This window comes from Nisaea sp., assembly GCF_017640745.1.
GTDB lineage: Bacteria > Pseudomonadota > Alphaproteobacteria > Thalassobaculales > Thalassobaculaceae > Nisaea.
The window spans coordinates 98,224-114,480 of record NZ_JAEPQA010000006.1 but is presented as its reverse complement, the minus strand read 5'-3'; the positions used below and the strand labels follow the sequence as shown (position 1 = coordinate 114,480).

At 62.7% G+C, this 16,257-nt stretch carries 15 protein-coding genes; 4 read left to right on the top strand and 11 right to left on the bottom strand.

What is annotated here, in order from left to right:
• The first annotated feature begins 172 nt into the window (after positions 1 to 172).
• Positions 173 to 859 carry a GntR family transcriptional regulator gene (locus JJ959_RS06725; protein WP_292881205.1) on the top strand — a complete coding sequence of 229 codons (687 nt, stop codon included), beginning with the start codon at positions 173 to 175 and terminating at the stop codon, positions 857 to 859.
• 116 nt (positions 860 to 975) lie between these two features.
• The gene (locus JJ959_RS06720) at positions 976 to 1,902 is read left to right on the top strand and encodes a DMT family transporter (RefSeq protein ID WP_292881202.1); all 927 of its coding nucleotides are present in this window, start codon (positions 976 to 978) and stop codon (positions 1,900 to 1,902) included.
• A gap of 51 nt (positions 1,903 to 1,953) precedes the next feature.
• Here JJ959_RS06720 and JJ959_RS06715 read toward each other — a convergent pair whose 3' ends face one another.
• The 9 genes from JJ959_RS06715 to JJ959_RS06675 all read right to left on the bottom strand — a co-directional run bounded on the left by JJ959_RS06715 (position 1,954) and on the right by JJ959_RS06675 (position 11,777).
• Positions 1,954 to 2,463, bottom strand: coding sequence for a hypothetical protein (locus JJ959_RS06715; protein ID WP_292881199.1), 510 nt, complete (start codon positions 2,461 to 2,463; stop codon positions 1,954 to 1,956).
• A gap of 20 nt (positions 2,464 to 2,483) precedes the next feature.
• Positions 2,484 to 3,638 carry a hypothetical protein gene (locus tag JJ959_RS06710; RefSeq protein WP_292881196.1) on the bottom strand — a complete coding sequence of 385 codons (1,155 nt, stop codon included), beginning with the start codon at positions 3,636 to 3,638 and terminating at the stop codon, positions 2,484 to 2,486.
• Between the two features lie 408 nt (positions 3,639 to 4,046).
• Positions 4,047 to 4,934: an endonuclease/exonuclease/phosphatase family protein gene (locus JJ959_RS06705; RefSeq protein WP_292881194.1), complete on the bottom strand. Its 888-nt coding sequence runs from the start codon at positions 4,932 to 4,934 to the stop codon at positions 4,047 to 4,049.
• Positions 4,935 to 5,024: 90 nt separating this feature from the next.
• Positions 5,025 to 5,993: an oligopeptide/dipeptide ABC transporter ATP-binding protein gene (locus JJ959_RS06700; RefSeq protein WP_292881191.1), complete on the bottom strand. Its 969-nt coding sequence runs from the start codon at positions 5,991 to 5,993 to the stop codon at positions 5,025 to 5,027.
• A complete protein-coding gene (locus JJ959_RS06695) occupies positions 5,990 to 6,994 on the bottom strand; it encodes an ABC transporter ATP-binding protein (RefSeq protein ID WP_292881189.1) in 1,005 nt (334 codons plus the stop codon). Before JJ959_RS06695 ends, JJ959_RS06700 begins: the two co-directional genes overlap by 4 nt.
• A gap of 36 nt (positions 6,995 to 7,030) precedes the next feature.
• Positions 7,031 to 7,939 carry an ABC transporter permease gene (locus JJ959_RS06690; RefSeq protein ID WP_292881186.1) on the bottom strand — a complete coding sequence of 303 codons (909 nt, stop codon included), beginning with the start codon at positions 7,937 to 7,939 and terminating at the stop codon, positions 7,031 to 7,033.
• Positions 7,940 to 7,943: 4 nt separating this feature from the next.
• Positions 7,944 to 8,861 (bottom strand): ABC transporter permease, encoded by a 918-nt coding sequence (locus tag JJ959_RS06685; RefSeq protein WP_292881183.1) that lies wholly within the window; start codon positions 8,859 to 8,861, stop codon positions 7,944 to 7,946.
• Positions 8,862 to 8,964: 103 nt separating this feature from the next.
• A complete protein-coding gene (locus JJ959_RS06680; protein WP_292881180.1) occupies positions 8,965 to 10,482 on the bottom strand; it encodes an ABC transporter substrate-binding protein in 1,518 nt (505 codons plus the stop codon).
• A 242-nt stretch (positions 10,483 to 10,724) separates the two neighbouring features.
• Complete coding sequence (locus JJ959_RS06675) at positions 10,725 to 11,777, bottom strand: Ldh family oxidoreductase (protein WP_292881178.1); 1,053 nt, start codon at positions 11,775 to 11,777, stop codon at positions 10,725 to 10,727.
• 119 nt (positions 11,778 to 11,896) lie between these two features.
• Between JJ959_RS06675 and JJ959_RS06670 the strand changes: the two genes are divergently transcribed.
• Positions 11,897 to 12,814: an SMP-30/gluconolactonase/LRE family protein gene (locus tag JJ959_RS06670; protein WP_292881175.1), complete on the top strand. Its 918-nt coding sequence runs from the start codon at positions 11,897 to 11,899 to the stop codon at positions 12,812 to 12,814.
• Positions 12,815 to 12,820: 6 nt separating this feature from the next.
• Here JJ959_RS06670 and JJ959_RS06665 read toward each other — a convergent pair whose 3' ends face one another.
• Positions 12,821 to 13,891 (bottom strand): radical SAM/SPASM domain-containing protein, encoded by a 1,071-nt coding sequence (locus JJ959_RS06665; protein ID WP_292881172.1) that lies wholly within the window; start codon positions 13,889 to 13,891, stop codon positions 12,821 to 12,823.
• 176 nt (positions 13,892 to 14,067) lie between these two features.
• Here JJ959_RS06665 and glk point away from each other — a divergent pair, with 176 nt between their 5' ends.
• Positions 14,068 to 15,015 (top strand): glucokinase, encoded by a 948-nt coding sequence (glk, locus tag JJ959_RS06660; protein ID WP_292881169.1) that lies wholly within the window; start codon positions 14,068 to 14,070, stop codon positions 15,013 to 15,015.
• Between the two features lie 13 nt (positions 15,016 to 15,028).
• Here the strand turns inward: glk and rocD are convergent, their stop codons facing one another.
• Positions 15,029 to 16,240: an ornithine--oxo-acid transaminase gene (gene rocD, locus JJ959_RS06655; protein WP_292881167.1), complete on the bottom strand. Its 1,212-nt coding sequence runs from the start codon at positions 16,238 to 16,240 to the stop codon at positions 15,029 to 15,031.
• Positions 16,241 to 16,257 lie beyond the last annotated feature (17 nt).

The window sequence follows — 16,257 nt, the reverse complement described above, 5'->3', positions numbered from 1 at the left end:
CCGGACGCTCTTTCTGAAGGCGAGACACCCTAGCCGACACGCAAGGTCCGGGCCAGTCGCATCTCTACGGGCCGGGGACTTCGTGGTGGGAGCCGGCGCGCGGTTACATTATGGTGACTTCCTGATGCGTGTTTCCGGCCCTCAGGGCGGCCGGACAGTGAGTGGATTGGTCATGACCCGCAAGCGTCTAGCGAAGGACGGCCACAGCTCCCCGGCGGGGGAGCCGCGTGGCGAAACGGCGTATCTGAAGCTCAAGGAGGCCATCCGGTCGGGAGAGCTGAAACCCGGTCAGCGGGTGCGCGAGAACGAGATGGCGGAGAAGCTGGACGTCAGCCGCACGCCGGTGCGGGAGGCATTCCGGCGCCTCGAGGCGGACGGGCTGCTGAGCTTCGCGCCTTACCGCGGCATGGTGATCTCGGAACTCGACCATCAGGCGATCATGGAACTCTATTTCATGCGTGAGGTGCTGGAAGGCACGGCCGCGGGGCTCGCCGCGCGCCGCGCGTCGGAGGCGGAAGTCGCGATCCTGCAGGAACTGGTCTCGCTCGATCCGGGGAGCAAGGGCAAGCCGTCCTCGGTGGCCGGGCACAATCGCCGCTACCACAGCGCGCTCTATCACGCCGCTCACAACAGGTACCTGCTGAAGACCCTCAATGTGCTGCAGGACGCGATGGCGCTTCTCGGGCCGACGACCATGGAGGTCGAAGGCCGTTCGGAGGAGGCAAAGAAGGAGCACTCTGCCATCGTCGAGGCCATCGCCGCCAAGGACGCCGAACTGGCGGAGCGGCTGATGCGGCAGCATATCCGCGGCGCCCAGAAAGCCCGTCTCCATCTGCTCGCCAGCAGTGAGGTGGAATAGGATCCTCCGATCGGCCTGCCGGATTAGTGACTTCCGGTTGCGCGAAAGGCTGTTTTTATTTCCCGAATGTGAAATAGTGGCGGGTAAGAAATCCTTATTCTTTCCAACAGGCAAAGATGATCCGCGCCCTGTTCCGAGAGCTTCAGTCCCGTTTCCTCGCCATATCGCCCAACGTCCAGGGCATGATCTGGATCGCCCTCTCCGGGCTGGTCTTTTCCTGCTTCATGGCGATCGTGCGCTATGTCGGCGCGACGCTTGATCCGGTGCAGACCGGCTTCCTGCGCTACGCCTTCGCGCTATTCTTCATGGCGCCGTTCTTTCTGAAGCTGAGACCGTCGGACGTTCGCAATGCCAGGCTGCCGCTGCATGCCCTGCGCGGCTTCCTGCATGGCGGCGGCGTGCTGCTCTGGTTCTATGCCATGTCGCGCATGCCGCTCGCCGAAGTGACGGCCATGGGCTTCACGGCGCCGGTCTACACGACGCTTCTCGCCGCCCTCTTTCTCGGCGAGGCGATCCGGATCCGCCGCATCATCGCCATCGTCACCGGTCTGCTCGGGGCGCTGATCATCATCCGCCCCGGCTACGCGGTGGTCGATCCGGGCGCAATCGCGATGCTGATCGCGGCGCCGGTCTTTGCCTGCGCCGACATTGTCGCGAAGAAACTGACACTGACCGAGAGCGGGCCGGCCGTGGTGGCCTATCTCTCGGTCTTCGTCACGCTCTTCACGCTCGGCCCGGCGATCTATGTCTGGCGCTCGCCGACCTTTGAGGAACTGCTGCTGGTGGCCGCGACGGCGGGTCTCGCGACCCTCGGGCACCTGCTGATGACCCAGGGCTTCAAGGTCGCCGAGATGTCGGCGATCCAGCCGATCAAGTTCGTCCAGTTGGTCTGGTCCGCCATCATCGGCTTCGCGATCTTTGGCGAGGTGCCGGAGATTTTCACCTGGATCGGCGCGGCGATCATCGTCGGCAGCGTGTCCTACATTGCGCACCGCGAAGCCGTCGCGCGGCGCAGGCGACGGCAGGAGATCACGCCTTCCTAAGGGACTGCGCGGCTTTGTCCGCGCAGTCCCTCCGTTGATACAGGTTCGCGGTCAGGCCTTGTCGGCGTTCTTGAGCTTATCGAGGACGGTCTGGCCCTTGTCGGCGATTTCCCCGATCAGATCCGGCAGGTCGCCAAGGCCATCGACATCGGTGATATCTCCACCGATTTCGTCTGCCGCCTCTTTCAGGGTCGCGAAAAGATCGGCGAGGCGTTTCGAGGCCGAGGCAAGTGTCGGGAAAAACAATTCCGCCTTGCCGCTCTCGAGAACTTCAATCGCAGCTTTCAATCCGGCCCCGGCAATCACCATGCGATCGGCCTGTTCGGCCATCATAGCCAGGGAAGAGGCGGTGATCCCGGTGCCGATCTCAAGCAGGGCGTCGTTCGCTCTCTGGGCAATATCCGGGTGGGTATTGCCGTTCACGATGAAATTCTGCAGCGCCTCGCGATGGGTATCGAATTTCGCGATGTCGTTCGCCTTAATGGCCGCATAGATATTCGCCAGGATCAGTTCAAGTTTTGCACCGTCTGCGCGGGCGTGTTCGATGTCCGTAAGATGCATGTCGATCTCCGTGTTTCAGATTATTCGGTGCTTTTGGAAGCCGTCGCCTTGAGCGAGTCGGTCAGCGACTTGAGCGTGGCGAAATTGAGCTTCTTGCATTCGAATATGCCGTCTTCAAATGCGGCGCATTTCCGGAGATATTCGGTTATCTTCGCGTGCTCCTCCCGCCATTTCGACACCGCGATGTAGATGCGCTCGGCCGACTCCGCTCGTGCTGCTTCCCACTTCAAGGCAGCCACGATCCGGTCGGTATGCTTCTCGTAGCGGGGGGCCATCATGCCAAGGATCTGATATGTGGCGGAGAGGGTCTGCAAATCCTCTTCGCGTATGCATTCCTCGTCGTCTTGAGGCGCACCTTCGCAGATCCATTTCGACGGGTCGGACTTCGAGATTTTCTTCCTGAGGTCACCGAGATAGCGCTGGAAGCGAGTATCCGGTCTGCCGTCGACATTCAGGGAGTGGTAGAAGCCGAGCAACTGAATGCCGGTTTCCGAATTCCGGAGTGCCATTTCCGAAGAAGCGAGGCCTTTTGCCATCCAGGTTTGCGAACCGGTGCGGGAATAGAGTCCCTTTACGTCCGCTTCCATGATCTCGATCCACAAGGTGTCGGAAATGTCCATGGCCTCGAGGAGCGTGCGGTTTGCCTGATGTTTGGTGATGAGATCCGCTGCCGTTGCGCCGATCTTCTCAAAGATGCCGCCTGCAGCCGCCACACCCGGAACCACGGCACCGACGGTACTGGCCGTATCCCGAACGGTGCCCAGAATTTCGACAAAAGCCTCGTCTCCGGTCTCGCCGGCCTCCGCGACTTCTTTCAGCTTTTCACTGTAAGCAACCGCAATTGTCAGCGATGCCTCGATTTTTGCGGCTTCCAGCTTGTAGAGCTCGGACGCTCTTCTTGCTTTGCAAAAAGAGCTCAAGGCCGTCGCGTCTTCATCCTTTATCTTTACAAGCTCGTCCGGACATTCGGAGCTGCCGTAAACCGCTTTGGTCAGTTCCGTGACCGAAATGTGTTTCGTCTTGATCTCAGTCTGCTCGGAGACGATCGCTGCCTTGAGGTTTGCTGTTTGCTCGGCGAAGGGACCCAGATCCGGTGTCGCGCAGGCGGAAACGGACAGAGCAATTAGCAGAGCGAAGAGTCCTGCCCTGCTTTGTGTAATTATCGTTCCTCTCATTTAATCAATTCCCTGATTGGATATTATGGATGATCGGTATTTCGCCGTGGAAGTACCGTCTTGCCTGATTGCTGTATGCGTGTGAATTGGAGAGAGGCTGCCGATATTTACAAATTGATGGTTGGATATTCAGTTTTCCGGGGTCAAAAAGACCTCAAATCCAAGCACACTTCCCATTCCAACAATCAGATTCAATTAATTAACAACTCAAAATAGAATGAATTACTGTAAATTAAATGAAATGCGAGAACAATGATATTTGACTCCGGAGCCGCTATCCGCCTGCCCATGGGGCGAATTGCAGCGGCCTGCATGTCGGAAAAATAACCGAAGTCGTGCGTAATTATGGGGGAAGGCTCGTCTCAGCGCCGGATACGGGTAGACCCGGGCGTGACCTGCCCGAGCTCTCTAAACGTCGAATTCGACGAAGACCGGGTAATGATCGGACGCGGTGACGTCGGTCGCGACGCGGCTGCTCTTCACCTTCGGCGCGAGGTCTTCGGTGACCAGCACGTGGTCGATCTTGTAAGCGCCGTCCCTGTTGTAGATCGTCGAGACGCCTTCCTCTCCGTGCCCCGAGGCAACCCAGGTGTCGACCAACTGGTCATAGTGCCGGGTCCGGCCGTGTTTGTGGTGCGGCTCGCCGCAGAGATGGGCGTATTCCTCGGAGGTCGGCCGGCAATTGAAATCGCCGGCCAGGATCGCGCTCCGCGGAGCCGGTGTGAAGGGGAGGCCTTCGGTCCAGTCGAAAGCGGATTCCGGAGGCTGGGGGTGCGGGGCATCGATCGGGGCCGCTTCGTATGGCGCGCGGAAGATGTACTCGCGCAGCGCCTCAACCTGCGGCATGCGATGGGACGGCGCCTGATGGCCGAGATGGGTGCTGTAGACCCGGAGCGGGCCGCCCGGCACCTCGACGATAGCCTCGACGGCGCAGCGCTGCAGATCGAACACGCCAGGTGAGGGCTTCTTGCGCAAATGCAGGGTGCGGGAGGCCGAGATCGGCCAGCGGCTCGCCACCATATTCCCGAAGGTGCGGCGGCGGTTCACGACCTTGCCGTCCTCGTCGCGGGTGCTGCCGTCGACATCGAAGGTGGAGCCGAAGACATAGAAATAGTTCAGCCGCCCGGCAAGGGCCGCCGCCTGATCCTCGTAACTGTCGCGCGGCCAGCCCTGGACGACCTCCTGGAAACAGACGATGTCGGCCTCCGCGACAGCGTCGGCGATGCGCAAGATATCGAACTGCCCGTCCTGACCGAGGCCGAACTGGATGTTGTAGGTGGCGAAGGTGAGTGTCATGGCGGTCCCGGAAGCTGGGCGAAGGTGGGACGCACAGACTAGCCGCCGATCATGACACTCAAATGACGCCGGAGCGGTCGCCCAGGGAGCCTAGGCGTAGAGATGGCACTCGACCTTGCCGTCGGCATCCTGGATCACCGGCGGTTTGGTCTGGGAACACGGCCCGAAGGCCTTCACGCAGCGCGGATGGAAGGTGCAGCCGCTCGGCGGGTTGATCGGGTTCGGGAAGGCGATGCCGAGACCGCTGTCCGGGACGCCGAGTCCGGGCTCCGGCGTCAGCACGGAGTCGAGCAGTGCTTCGGTATAGGGATGCCGCGCCTTCTCGAACAGGGCGGCGGTGTCCGTTTCCTCGACGATCCGTCCGAGATACATCACCGCTACCTTGGTCGCGATATGTTCGACCACGGCGAGGTTGTGACTGATCAGCACATAGGTGAGACCGAGCTCCTCGCGGAGATCCATCAGCAGGTTCAGGATCTGCGACTGGACCGAGACGTCGAGCGCCGAGGTCGGCTCGTCGCAGATCACGATCTCCGGCTTCATGATCAGTGCACGGGCGATGGCGACGCGCTGGCGCTGGCCGCCTGAAAGCTGGTTCGGATAGCTGTCATAGACCCGGCGCGGCAGGCCGACGATGTCGAGCATGTCCTCGACGGATTTGCGCCAGGTCGAGGGCTCCCCGACCTTGTGGACGCGCAGCGGCAGGGAAATGATCGAGCCGATGGTCTTGCGCGGGTTGAGGGAAGAATACGGGTCCTGGAAGATCGGCTGGATGCGGCGCGCGACCGCGGTCCGGCTGCCGCCCTGATAGGCGGGCTCGCCGTCGATGAAGATCTCGCCCGAGGTCGGCGGCTCGAGACCGAGCAGCATTTTCGCCAGCGTGGACTTGCCGCAGCCGGACTCGCCGACGAGGCCGAGCACGTCGCCCTTGTTGATGCTGATCGAAATGCCGTTCACCGCGTGCAGCGGCTGCTTCGGGCTGAAGATGCCCCGGCGGATCATGAAGGTCTTGGTGACGTCCCGCATTTCGAGGACGGGAGGAACGGTCGCTCCGGTCATGCGGATACAAGCTCCTTGGCATTGGCTTCACAGGTCGCGACGTCGAGGGTGCAGCGGTAGCCGCGCCCCGGCGCGAGGGAATGGTATGGGTCGGCGGTGTCGCAGGCGTCATGCGCGAAGGCGCAGCGGTTGCGGAAGCTGCAACCCCTGATGTCGCCGATCAGGGTCGGGACGATCCCCGGAATGGACCCTAGGCGCGACCCGCGGGCGGTCTTGCCCGGGACCGGGATGCAGTTGATGAGGCCCTGGGTATAGGGGTGCAGCGGCTTTCTGAAGATCTCCTCGACGGTACCGGCTTCGACGATCTTCCCGGCATACATGACCGCGACCTTGTCCGCGACCCGGGCGACCACGCCGAGATCGTGGGTGATCAGGATCAGGGCCGAATTGAACTCGTTCCGGAGCTCCGCCAGCAGGTGCAGGATCTGGGCCTGGATCGTGACGTCGAGCGCGGTTGTCGGCTCGTCCGCGATGATCAGTTCAGGGTCGCACATCAGCGCCATCGCGATCATAACGCGCTGGCGGAGCCCGCCCGAAAGCTGGTGCGGATACTGCGAGAGCCGGCTGGCGGCGGCGGTGATACCGACCCGCTCCAGCAGATAGATCGCCCGCTCGCGGGCTTCCTTGTCGCTCGCTTTCTTGTGCCGAATATAGGGCTCCATCAGCTGGTTGCCGATGGTATAGGCCGGATTGAGCGAGGTCATCGGCTCCTGGAAGATCATTGCCATCCGGTTGCCCCGGATCGACGCCAGTTCCTTTTCTTTCATGCCGAGCAGATCGGTGCCGGCGAATTCCATCGTCTCGGCGGCGATCTTCGCCCGCTTCGGCAGCAGGCCCATGATCGAGAGCGAGGTGAGCGACTTGCCGCAACCGGACTCGCCGACGATGCAAAGGGTCTCGCCCTTCTCAACAGAGAAGTCGATGCCGCGCACGGCATGCAGGTCGCCGGCCGCGACCGGAATATCGACCGTAAGGCCTTTGACTTCGAGAACGGCTGACACTTTAAGCTCCTGTTCCAGAATTCATCGGGGCCGGCATCAGTTCCGGGCCTCCGGCGCGGTGACGTCGCGGATCCCGTCGCCGACCAGATTGATCGCGAGCACGAGCAGGAAGAGGGCGACGCCGGGAATCATGATCATCCAGGACTCGAAGAGGATGTAGTCCTTGCCCTCCGAGACCATGAGGCCCCAGGACGGGGTCGGGGGCTGAACGCCCATGCCGAGGAAGGAAAGAGCCGCTTCCAGCAGGATGGCGTGGGCCATTTCCAGGGTCGCGACCACAATCAGGTTGTTGACGATATTCGGCATGATCTCGGTCAGCAGGATGCGCGGTGTGGAACAGCCGACAGCCTTGGCGGCGGCGACATAGTCCATCTGCCGGATCTGCAGGGTGGCCGAACGCATGACGACGGCGTAGCGGTCCCAGAGAAGCAGGCCGAGCACGCTGATCACGACGGTCAGCGAACCGCCGATGAGGGCCACGACCGCAAGAGCGACGAGCACCACCGGCATGGAGAGGCGGACCGTGATGAGGAAAGTCACGACCATGTCGACCCGACCGCCGAAATAGCCTGCGGCCACGCCCATCGCCGTGCCGATCACGCCGGATATGAAGGCGGCGGCGAAGCCGATCAGCAGCGAGATCTGGGCGCCGTACATGAGGCGGGAGAGATAGTCCCGGCCGAGCTGATCCGTCCCGAGGACGTGGTCCCAGTTGCCGGTAACCCAGACCGGCGGCTTCACCCGGGACAGCAGGCTCTGCATGTACGGATCGTGCGGCGCGATCAAGGGCGCGGTGAGCGCCATCAGGAACATCACGAGGAGGATGCCCCCGCCGATCATCAGGCCACGATGCCCGAAGATACGCCGACGGAGCTGCTGGCCCGGGGTCGGGCCGACAATGTCCTCGGCGGCGGGAAGGCCGCGATTTGCAATGGTCGTCGTCATGGCGTCAGCCCACCCGGATCCGCGGATCCAGCCAGGCATTCAGCAGATCCGAAAGAAAAGTCAGAACGATGTAGAACAGCGAGAAGATGAGCACCACGGCCTGCACCACCGGCAGGTCGTTGCGTCCAATCGACTCCCAGGCGAGATAGCCGGCGCCGTGCAGGGCGAAGATGCTCTCGATCACGATCGAGCCGCCGAGCATGAAACCGAACTGGACCGCCGCCAGCGAGACGACGGGGATCACCGCGTTGCGCAGGGCGTGCTTGAACAGCACGACATGTTGCGGCAGGCCCTTGGCCCGCGCGGTACGGATATAATCGGAGCCGAGCACTTCCAGCATTCCGGTCCGCGTCAGCCGCATGATGGCCGGCGTGGCGTAATAGCCGAGCACGATGGTCGGCAGGATGAAATGCTCCCAGGACTCAGACCCTGTGGTCGGCAGGATCGGATACCAGACCGCGAAGATGACGATCAGCATCAGCGCGAACCAGAAACTCGGCATGGCCTGTCCGACGACGGAAATGCCAAGCGCCAGCCGGTCGAGAAAGCTGTTCGGCCGCATCGCCGCCAGCACGCCGAGCGGAATCGACAGGGAGATCGCAAAGGTGATGGCGCAGACCCCGAGGGTCATGGAAATCGGAAGCCGCTCGAACAGGATGTCGGCGACCGGGAGCTTGAAATAGAAGCTCTGACCGAAATCGCCCTGCATGGCGTTGAGGAACCATTCCGCATACTGGATCAGTATCGGGCGGTCGAAACCGTACAGCTCTCGAATGTATTCGATATCGGCTTCCGTCGCCGCTTCGCCGGCGATCGCGGTCGCCGGATCGCCCGCGACATAGGTCAGCGAGAAGGTGATCAACGAAACCGTGAGAGCGACCAGAAACGCTATGAACAGGCGTTTCAGCGTGTAGACCAGCATTATCGTGCGTCCCGCGCGCCCGCCGCGTTTTGCCGGCGGCGCGTTTGTTCTTTGAGGGGTGGCAGCCGGCCCCCGCTTTTGCAGGGGCCGGTGCGATTAGATCTTATTTCCAGCTCGCGTTAAAGAACCGGGGAATTTCATCCGCGGTCGGGGTGAAATTAAGGTCGTTCGAGAACGCGTAGTTGGTGTTGTAGGACCAGAGCGGCAGCCAGTAGGCCTTTTCCGCGATGATGGTCAGGGCTTCCTTGTAGGCGGCTTCGCGTGCCTTAAGGTCGACCGTCGTGTCGCCCTTGTTCAGCAATTCCTGAACCTTCGGATCCTGCGCGAGGTCGTCATTGGTACCACCGAAAAAGTGGCTGGTGATCGCGGAGACGTCGTTCACCGAGTTGGAGCCCCAGGTCATGAAGGCGAACGGCACTTCCTTGGCCCGGATCTTGTCACGCAGCGCGGCGTATTTCAGATAGCTGAAATTCACCTTGATGCCGACCTGGTTCAGGAAGCCGATCATCGCTTCAGCGTAATCGCGGTTGCGATAGGCGAAGAAGTCGATCGCGAAGCCGTCCGGATAGCCGGCTTCGGCCAGCAGGGCCTTCGCTTTCTTCGGATCGTATTCGTACTTCGGAACGTCCGTCGTGCAGCCGACCTGAGACGGGAAGCAGGCGGAGTCGACGACGGAGGACTTTCCACGCACCAGAGCCTCGACGATGGCCTTGCGGTCGATCGCATGGGAGATCGCCTTGCGGACCCGTTCGTCCTTCAGCGGCGTATCGGCTACGATGCCGGTGGCATCCATCGTCAGGTAGCCGATGCGGAAGGTCTGCTCGTTGACGACCTGCACCTTGCCGGAGGACTGCAGGCGATCGGCCTGGTCGGCAGGCACTCGCCACATCCAGTCGGCGCGGCCGGCGAGCAGTTCGGCGATCTGGGTGTTGCGCTCCGGAATGGTGCGCTGAATGATCTTGCCGATCGTCGGCGTCCCCTTGGGGCCGCCCTTCATGTAGCCGTCGAACTTTTCCCAGACGACCTTCTTGCCCGGCTCGACTTCGAGGACCTTGTAGGGGCCGGAACCGACCGGCTTCAGGCCCATGCCGTCCGGACCGACTTCCGAATAATAGTCCTTCGGGTAGATCGGCAGGGTGCCGGAGACGAATTCGAGCGCAGCCGGGAAGGGTTCCTTCAGGTGCACCAGCACCTTGTACTTGTCGACCTTCTCGGCGGTCTTGATCCAGTTGACGTTGCTCGGGGTCTTCATCCCGTTCGCCGGGTCGGAGACCCAGTTGTAGGTGTAGACCACGTCGTCGGCGTCGAGTTCCTCGCCATTGTGGAAGGTCAGGCCTTCGCGAAGCTCGAACTCGAGCGTGACGTCGTCGACCCACTTGTAGGACTTCGCGATCAGCGGGACGTAATCCATCGTCTTCGGGTCGCGATACAGCAGGCCATCCCAGGTCAACCGGGAGAAAATGATGCCTTCGCGAGCGGTGTTGAAATAGAAATCAACGTTCTCCAGCTCGCGTTCCCAGACGATATTGAGGGTGTCGTCCGCCTTGCCGGCGAGGGCCGCCGGGATTGCGGAGACGACCGCCAGCGAAGCTAACGCTGACGCAGCAAGTAATCTTTTCATGTCCACTCCTGCTCATTGAACGGTTTTTTGCGCAGCAGAGGCATCTGCCGATGCCGTTCCGCCAAGTCGGACGGGACGTCCGGACCGATTGGAGCGCGAAGCATTGCAGGCTGACATCCTGTTGGCAAGGAATTGAAGCCGTCGCATCCAGGAAATATTGCACTGCAATAAAAAGATATTTTTTATGTGTATTTGTCCAATATATTGTTATTTATCAATTGGATATCACGTTGTGTGCCGCTTCAAAGTGACTCGGGCGGCACCAGTCCGTATTTCGCCGCCCAGGGTTTCAGCGCGTCCATGATTCCGGGATAAAGATCGACCCCCGAAGCCGTCGCGTTCTTGCGTTTGGCGAGCGCGTTTTGGCCGGGCAAGCGTACGGGCGCGCCGCCTGCGACCGGTTTGTTTTCATGGCAGCGTTTGACGATGTGATCGATCTGCCGGTTGAAGGCGTCGCGGCCGGAAAAGGCCGTCGGATCGCTGATCTGGATGTGGACGCCGGCGCCCCAGCCCTCGGCGGGGTCCGCCCGGCCATGACCTGCAAGACCTTGCGTCAGCGCTTCGATCATAAGGGCGAGGCCGTAGCCCTTGTGCCCGTATTCCTTTCCGCCGATCGGCAGGATGGTGCCGGGGGGATCGCTGAACAGCACCGCCGGATCGTCGCTCGCGGTGCCGTCCGCATCCTGAACCCATTTCCCGGGAAGTTTCTTGCCCTCGCCGTGCAGCCGTCCCGTGAGACCGTTGGTCGTGATCGAGGCGCTGGTATCGATCAGGATCGGGTCGCCCCCTGTCGGGATGCCGACGGCGATCGGGTCGGGGGTGAAGACCGGTTCCGTGCCGCCATAGGGCGCGACGCTGGCAACCGCGGGGTCGGAGGAGGTGATCTGCACCATGCAGCCCTGCCGGGTGGCGTGTTCGAGGAAGACCGCGAGGCAGGCGATGTGATGGCTCCGCCGGATCGCGATGCTGGCGGTGCCGTAGAGTTTCGCCCGCTCGACACCGAGATCGACGGCCCGCGCGGTCAGCCAGACACCGGGCAGGCGGCGGCCGTCCCAGGTGACGACGGCGCCGCGGTCGCTCAGTACCTCGGGTCCGCCCTGCTTCTCCATCGTTCCGTCTTCGAGGGCTTTCAGGTAGGGCGCGCAGAGCTGCAGGCCGTGGGTCGTGTGCCCCATGAGATCGGCCTCGACCAGCAGCGGACCGATCGTCTCCGCCTTGTCCCGGTCCAGCCCGGCGGCCTCGAAAAGGCTGGTGGCGAAGTCCGCCAGGGCCTTGGCGTCGTAGCGCTGTTCCATCGTTTCCCCCTCTGTTCCCGTTTGTTGAGAGGGAGCCTGCCGACTTGGATCGAAAATGGGAAGACCTCGCGTCGGGGTTGCGCAAGAATGGCCGCAAATTTCATTCGGGGGGATGGGACATGGCTGCGAGCGACTATGAGATCCGGGACGAACGTTTCCGGCGAAGCGTCAAGATCATCGAGACGGTCGAACGGATCTGGACCGGCGGGAAATGGACCGAGGGGCCGGTCTATGTCCCCGCCTACAAATCCCTGATCTGGAGCGACATTCCGAACGACCGGCGGCTGCGCTGGGATGAATGTTCAGGCGCGGTTGGCGTGTTCCGGGCCGGTGAGGGCGCCAATGTGAACGGCAGTATCCTCGACCGCGAGGGAAGGCAGATCTGCTGCGAGCATGGCAGCCGCAGCGTCACCCGGACGAACCATGACGGCACCATCGAAACTCTCGCCGACCGCTTCGAGGGCAAGCGGTTCAACAGTCCGAACGATGTGGTGGTGAAGTCGGACGGCTCGATCTGGTTCACCGACCCGGCCTACGGTATCGAGTCCGACTATGAGGGGTTCGAAGGCGAGGAGGAGATCGGCGGCCAGCATGTCTACCGGATCGACGGCAGCACGGGTGCGATCACACAGGTCACCGACGATTTCACCTGTCCGAACGGTCTCGCTTTCTCGCTGGACGAGTCGAAGCTCTACATCGTGGACAGCGGTGCGTCGCGCTATCCGGACGGGCCGAAACATATCCGCGTGTTCGATGTCACGGCAGACAACAAACTGACGGGCGGTGACGTGTTCGCGGAGTGTGAGAACGGCTTCTTCGATGGCTTCCGCTTCGACAACAAGGGCCGGATCTGGACCAGCGCCGCTGATGGCGTGCACTGCATTCATCCCGACGGCACCCTGATCGGGAAGATCTTCATCCCGGAGCGGGTTTCGAACCTTTGTTTCGGCGGCCCGAAACGGAACCGGCTGTTCATCACCGCGACGTCGAGCGTCTATTCGGTGATGCTGGCGACCAGCGGTCCGCGGGACAGATAAGAAGGCCTAGTCGGCTGCGTCCTGACTCTTGAGCGAAAGCCTCTTCAACCGTGCTTCCTCGAGCACGCCGGCGAGCACTTCGGTATGGAAGCGGTCGCAGCCGATGCAGAGATTCCGGTAGGGGCGGCCGTCGACCGTCACTGTTTCGGATTTCTTGAGGAACGTTTCGACATCCCAACCGTGAGCGATCCCCATGCGCTCCGGATGGCCCATCGAGATCGCCTCGAAGGCCGGATGGCCGACCAGGCTGTCGATGATGTCCTCCAGCCGTTCCTCGGTCAGGGTGCCGAGCGGGGCCTTGGTCTTCAGGCAGCAGGGGAAGACGTCGCCGTTGGGATCGATGGAAACCTCGGAGCCGGAGTAGCGCCGGTTCAGGAAATTGAGGCCGCCGGACCAGGCGTTGCAGAAATTGTCCGAGATGGTGGCGCGGGAGAGACCGTTCGACCAGGCCCGGCCGCGCGGCCAGATCTTGCCGATCCAGGCATCCTCGGTCGCGCCGAAGAAGGAGAAGTTGGGGCCGTCATCGTCCCAGGCACGGACTTTCGGATCGTGCAGGAAGGGGCGCATGCCGGCAGCCTCGAACCAGCGGGTCAGCTGCTCCTGCAGCGGGACGCGTTTCTCGCCCTCCATGCCGACATGGAAATCGTCCATGCCCGCGACGGAGATCATGTATATCCCGCGTTCCAGCAGCTCCTCGATGATCTTTTCGGTCAGCAGGTCACCGGTGGTCTGTACCACCAGTTTCACTCCGCCCTGCGCCCGGTACTTGTCGCGGATCTGTTCCAGCGCTGGATAGAGGATCCTCTCGCGCACCGGGTCCAAGAGGACCTCGCCGCCGGAGACGATCACCCGGCTGGTCCGTTCGACATAACGGCCCGGGGCGGAATCGTCCGGCTGCTCAAGGTCGAGATAGGTCAGGCGTTCCGGTAGATTGGCGATGATCTTCGGGAAATTCTCTTCCGCCGCGCTGACGACCGCCTTGAGCTCGTCGCGCACATAGGGCCGGAAGCGCTCCTCGTAGCAATGTTTGCAGCGCCGGTGACAGGCCCAGGAGAGGACGTAGTAGATACTTTCCATCAGCATTTTCCCGTGTTCGCCTGATGTCGCATATGCCCGATCTGCCGCCCGCTGTGAAGTCACGCCTCCGTCAGCGGATCCGGAGATCGCGTGAGGTTTCAACCCTGCGGGCTCGCGTGCCGGTTCCAGCATGCTAGGCTTCGTGCGCGGCAGGAATGCGAAGAGACGGGCGGCGAATGAGTGTGTGGACTTTGATCGGGGACCTCGGCGGCACCAACCTGCGTCTGGCGCTGACGGATGGTGCCGGGTTCAGGAGCGAGCGGGTTTTCAAGACGGCGGACCATGCGGGTTTCGAAGCCGCGCTCGATCTCTATCTCGAAGGGATATCAGGGGTCGAGCGGCCCCGCAGCGCGATCGTCGCGGTCGCCGGGCCGGTCTCGGGCGACCGGATCCGGCTTACCAACTGTCCTTGGCAGTTCTCCCGCGATGCCGTGCGCGAACGCTACGGCTGGTCCCGTTTCGGATTGATGAACGATTTCGCGGCGGTGGCGGCGGCGCTGCCGCATTTCGCCAACGGGCATCTCGATACCGTGCAGACCGGTGTCGAGGTGGCGCGCATGCCGAAGCTGGTGCTGGGGCCCGGAACCGGGCTCGGGGTCGGCATCACGGTGCCCGCAGGCGAATCCTGGCGCATTCTCGAAGGAGAGGGCGGGCATGTCACCCTCGCCGCCTTAAGCGAAGAGGAGGCGGACCTGATTGCCCGCCTGGCGCGGCGTCTCGGTCATGTCTCCGCCGAGGACGTGCTGTCCGGGCCGGGCCTCGTGAACCTTTTCTCCGCCATTGCCGAACGCGACGGACTGGAAATCGAGCCCGCGCGCGGCGAGGAAGTGGTCGAGCGTCTCGACAGGGAAGGGTGCCCGGCGGCCCGGGAGGCGGTGGAGCGGTTCTCGGGCTTTCTGGGGACCGTGGCGGGCAACGCCGCCCTGACCGCCGGTGCCCGCGGCGGCGTCTATCTCGCCGGCGGCGTACTGCAAAATCTCGGCGACCGGTTCCGCACGGACCTCTTCCGTGCCGCCTTCAACGCGAAGGGCCGGATGAGCGCCTACCTGGAAAACGTCGCCGTCTACCGCATCACCCATCCGGAACCCGGCCTTTTCGGCCTTCAGGCGCTCGCCCGGAGCTAGCCTGGCATCCCCGTCAGTGGACGTTGGTCAGCACGTCGCTGAAGCGTTCCAGCGCCCAGTCGACCTGCTCGCGGGTGATGACCAGCGGCGGGGCGATGCGGATCGAATGCTCGTGGGTATCCTTTGCGAGGATGCCGCGCTCCTTCAGGGCGTCGCAGTATTTCCGGGCGCCGCCCGCCTCCGGCTCGAGCTCGACCGCGAGCATCAGGCCGCGCCCGCGCACTTCCTTCACGGCGTTGGAACGGATGCCCTCGAGCTCCTTCTTGAAATAGGCGCCCTGTTCGGCGGAGTTCTCGATCATGCCCTCGTTCACCAGCACGTCGAGCGCGGCCCGCGCGATGGCGCAGGCGAGCGGGTTGCCGCCGAAGGTCGAGCCGTGCTGGCCCGGCTGCAGCACGCCGAGCACGTTGGAGTTCGAAAGCACGGCGGAGACCGGGTAGAAGCCGCCGGAGAGCGCCTTGCCGACCAGCGTGACGTCCGCCTCGATGCCTTCATGCTCTTCGGCCAGCAGCTTGCCGGTGCGACCGAGACCGGTCTGGATCTCGTCGAGGATGAGAGTGATGTTGTTGGCGGTGCAGAGTTCCCGCATCCGCGTGAAATAGCCGGCGGGCGGGATGATCACGCCGGCCTCGCCCTGGATCGGCTCGATCAGCGCCGCGACGGTGTTCGCCGTGATGGCCTTCTCAAAGGCCTCGATATCGCCGAACTTCACCACCCGGAAGCCGGGCGCGAAGGGGCCGAAATTGCCGCGCGCGACGGGGTCGGTTGAGAAGCCGACGACGCCGATGGTGCGGCCGTGGAAGTTGTTGCTGAAGACGATGACCTCGGCCTGGTTCTCGGCCACGCCCTTCTGCTCGTAACCCCATTTGCGCACCGCCTTGATCGCGGACTCGACCGCCTCGGCGCCCGAGTTCATCGGCAGCACCTTGTGGCTGCCGGTGAGTTTCGCGATGTCCTCGTAAAAGCCGGCGAGCTGGTCGTTGTGGAAGGCTCGGGAGGTGAGGGTCAGCTTCTTCGCCTGGGTCACCATCGCCTCGAAGATCTTCGGGTGGCAGTGGCCCTGGTTGACGGCGGAATAGGCCGAGAGGCAGTCGAGATACTGCTTGCCGTCCACGTCCCAGACATGCACGCCCTCGCCGCGCGTCAGCACAACATCGAGCGGCTTGTAGTTATGCGCACCGAGGAGTTGTTCCGTGGCGATGAGGTCTGCGGCGGCGTGGCCCATGATGGTCTCCGTGGGTT

Excerpts from the sequence above, each read along its gene's own strand:
- JJ959_RS06670 (WP_292881175.1), top strand. The coding sequence starts at position 11,897 with ATGGCTGCGAGCGACTATGAGATCCGGGACGAACGTTTCCGGCGAAGC.
- JJ959_RS06720 (WP_292881202.1), top strand. The coding sequence starts at position 976 with ATGATCCGCGCCCTGTTCCGAGAGCTTCAGTCCCGTTTCCTCGCCATA.
- JJ959_RS06690 (WP_292881186.1), bottom strand. The coding sequence starts at position 7,939 with ATGACGACGACCATTGCAAATCGCGGCCTTCCCGCCGCCGAGGACATT.
- glk (WP_292881169.1), top strand. The coding sequence starts at position 14,068 with ATGAGTGTGTGGACTTTGATCGGGGACCTCGGCGGCACCAACCTGCGT.
- JJ959_RS06700 (WP_292881191.1), bottom strand. The coding sequence starts at position 5,993 with ATGACCGGAGCGACCGTTCCTCCCGTCCTCGAAATGCGGGACGTCACC.
- JJ959_RS06710 (WP_292881196.1), bottom strand. The coding sequence starts at position 3,638 with ATGAGAGGAACGATAATTACACAAAGCAGGGCAGGACTCTTCGCTCTG.
- JJ959_RS06715 (WP_292881199.1), bottom strand. The coding sequence starts at position 2,463 with ATGCATCTTACGGACATCGAACACGCCCGCGCAGACGGTGCAAAACTT.
- JJ959_RS06665 (WP_292881172.1), bottom strand. The coding sequence starts at position 13,891 with ATGGAAAGTATCTACTACGTCCTCTCCTGGGCCTGTCACCGGCGCTGC.
- JJ959_RS06685 (WP_292881183.1), bottom strand. The coding sequence starts at position 8,861 with ATGCTGGTCTACACGCTGAAACGCCTGTTCATAGCGTTTCTGGTCGCT.
- rocD (WP_292881167.1), bottom strand. The coding sequence starts at position 16,240 with ATGGGCCACGCCGCCGCAGACCTCATCGCCACGGAACAACTCCTCGGT.
- JJ959_RS06680 (WP_292881180.1), bottom strand. The coding sequence starts at position 10,482 with ATGAAAAGATTACTTGCTGCGTCAGCGTTAGCTTCGCTGGCGGTCGTC.
- JJ959_RS06725 (WP_292881205.1), top strand. The coding sequence starts at position 173 with ATGACCCGCAAGCGTCTAGCGAAGGACGGCCACAGCTCCCCGGCGGGG.
- JJ959_RS06675 (WP_292881178.1), bottom strand. The coding sequence starts at position 11,777 with ATGGAACAGCGCTACGACGCCAAGGCCCTGGCGGACTTCGCCACCAGC.
- JJ959_RS06705 (WP_292881194.1), bottom strand. The coding sequence starts at position 4,934 with ATGACACTCACCTTCGCCACCTACAACATCCAGTTCGGCCTCGGTCAG.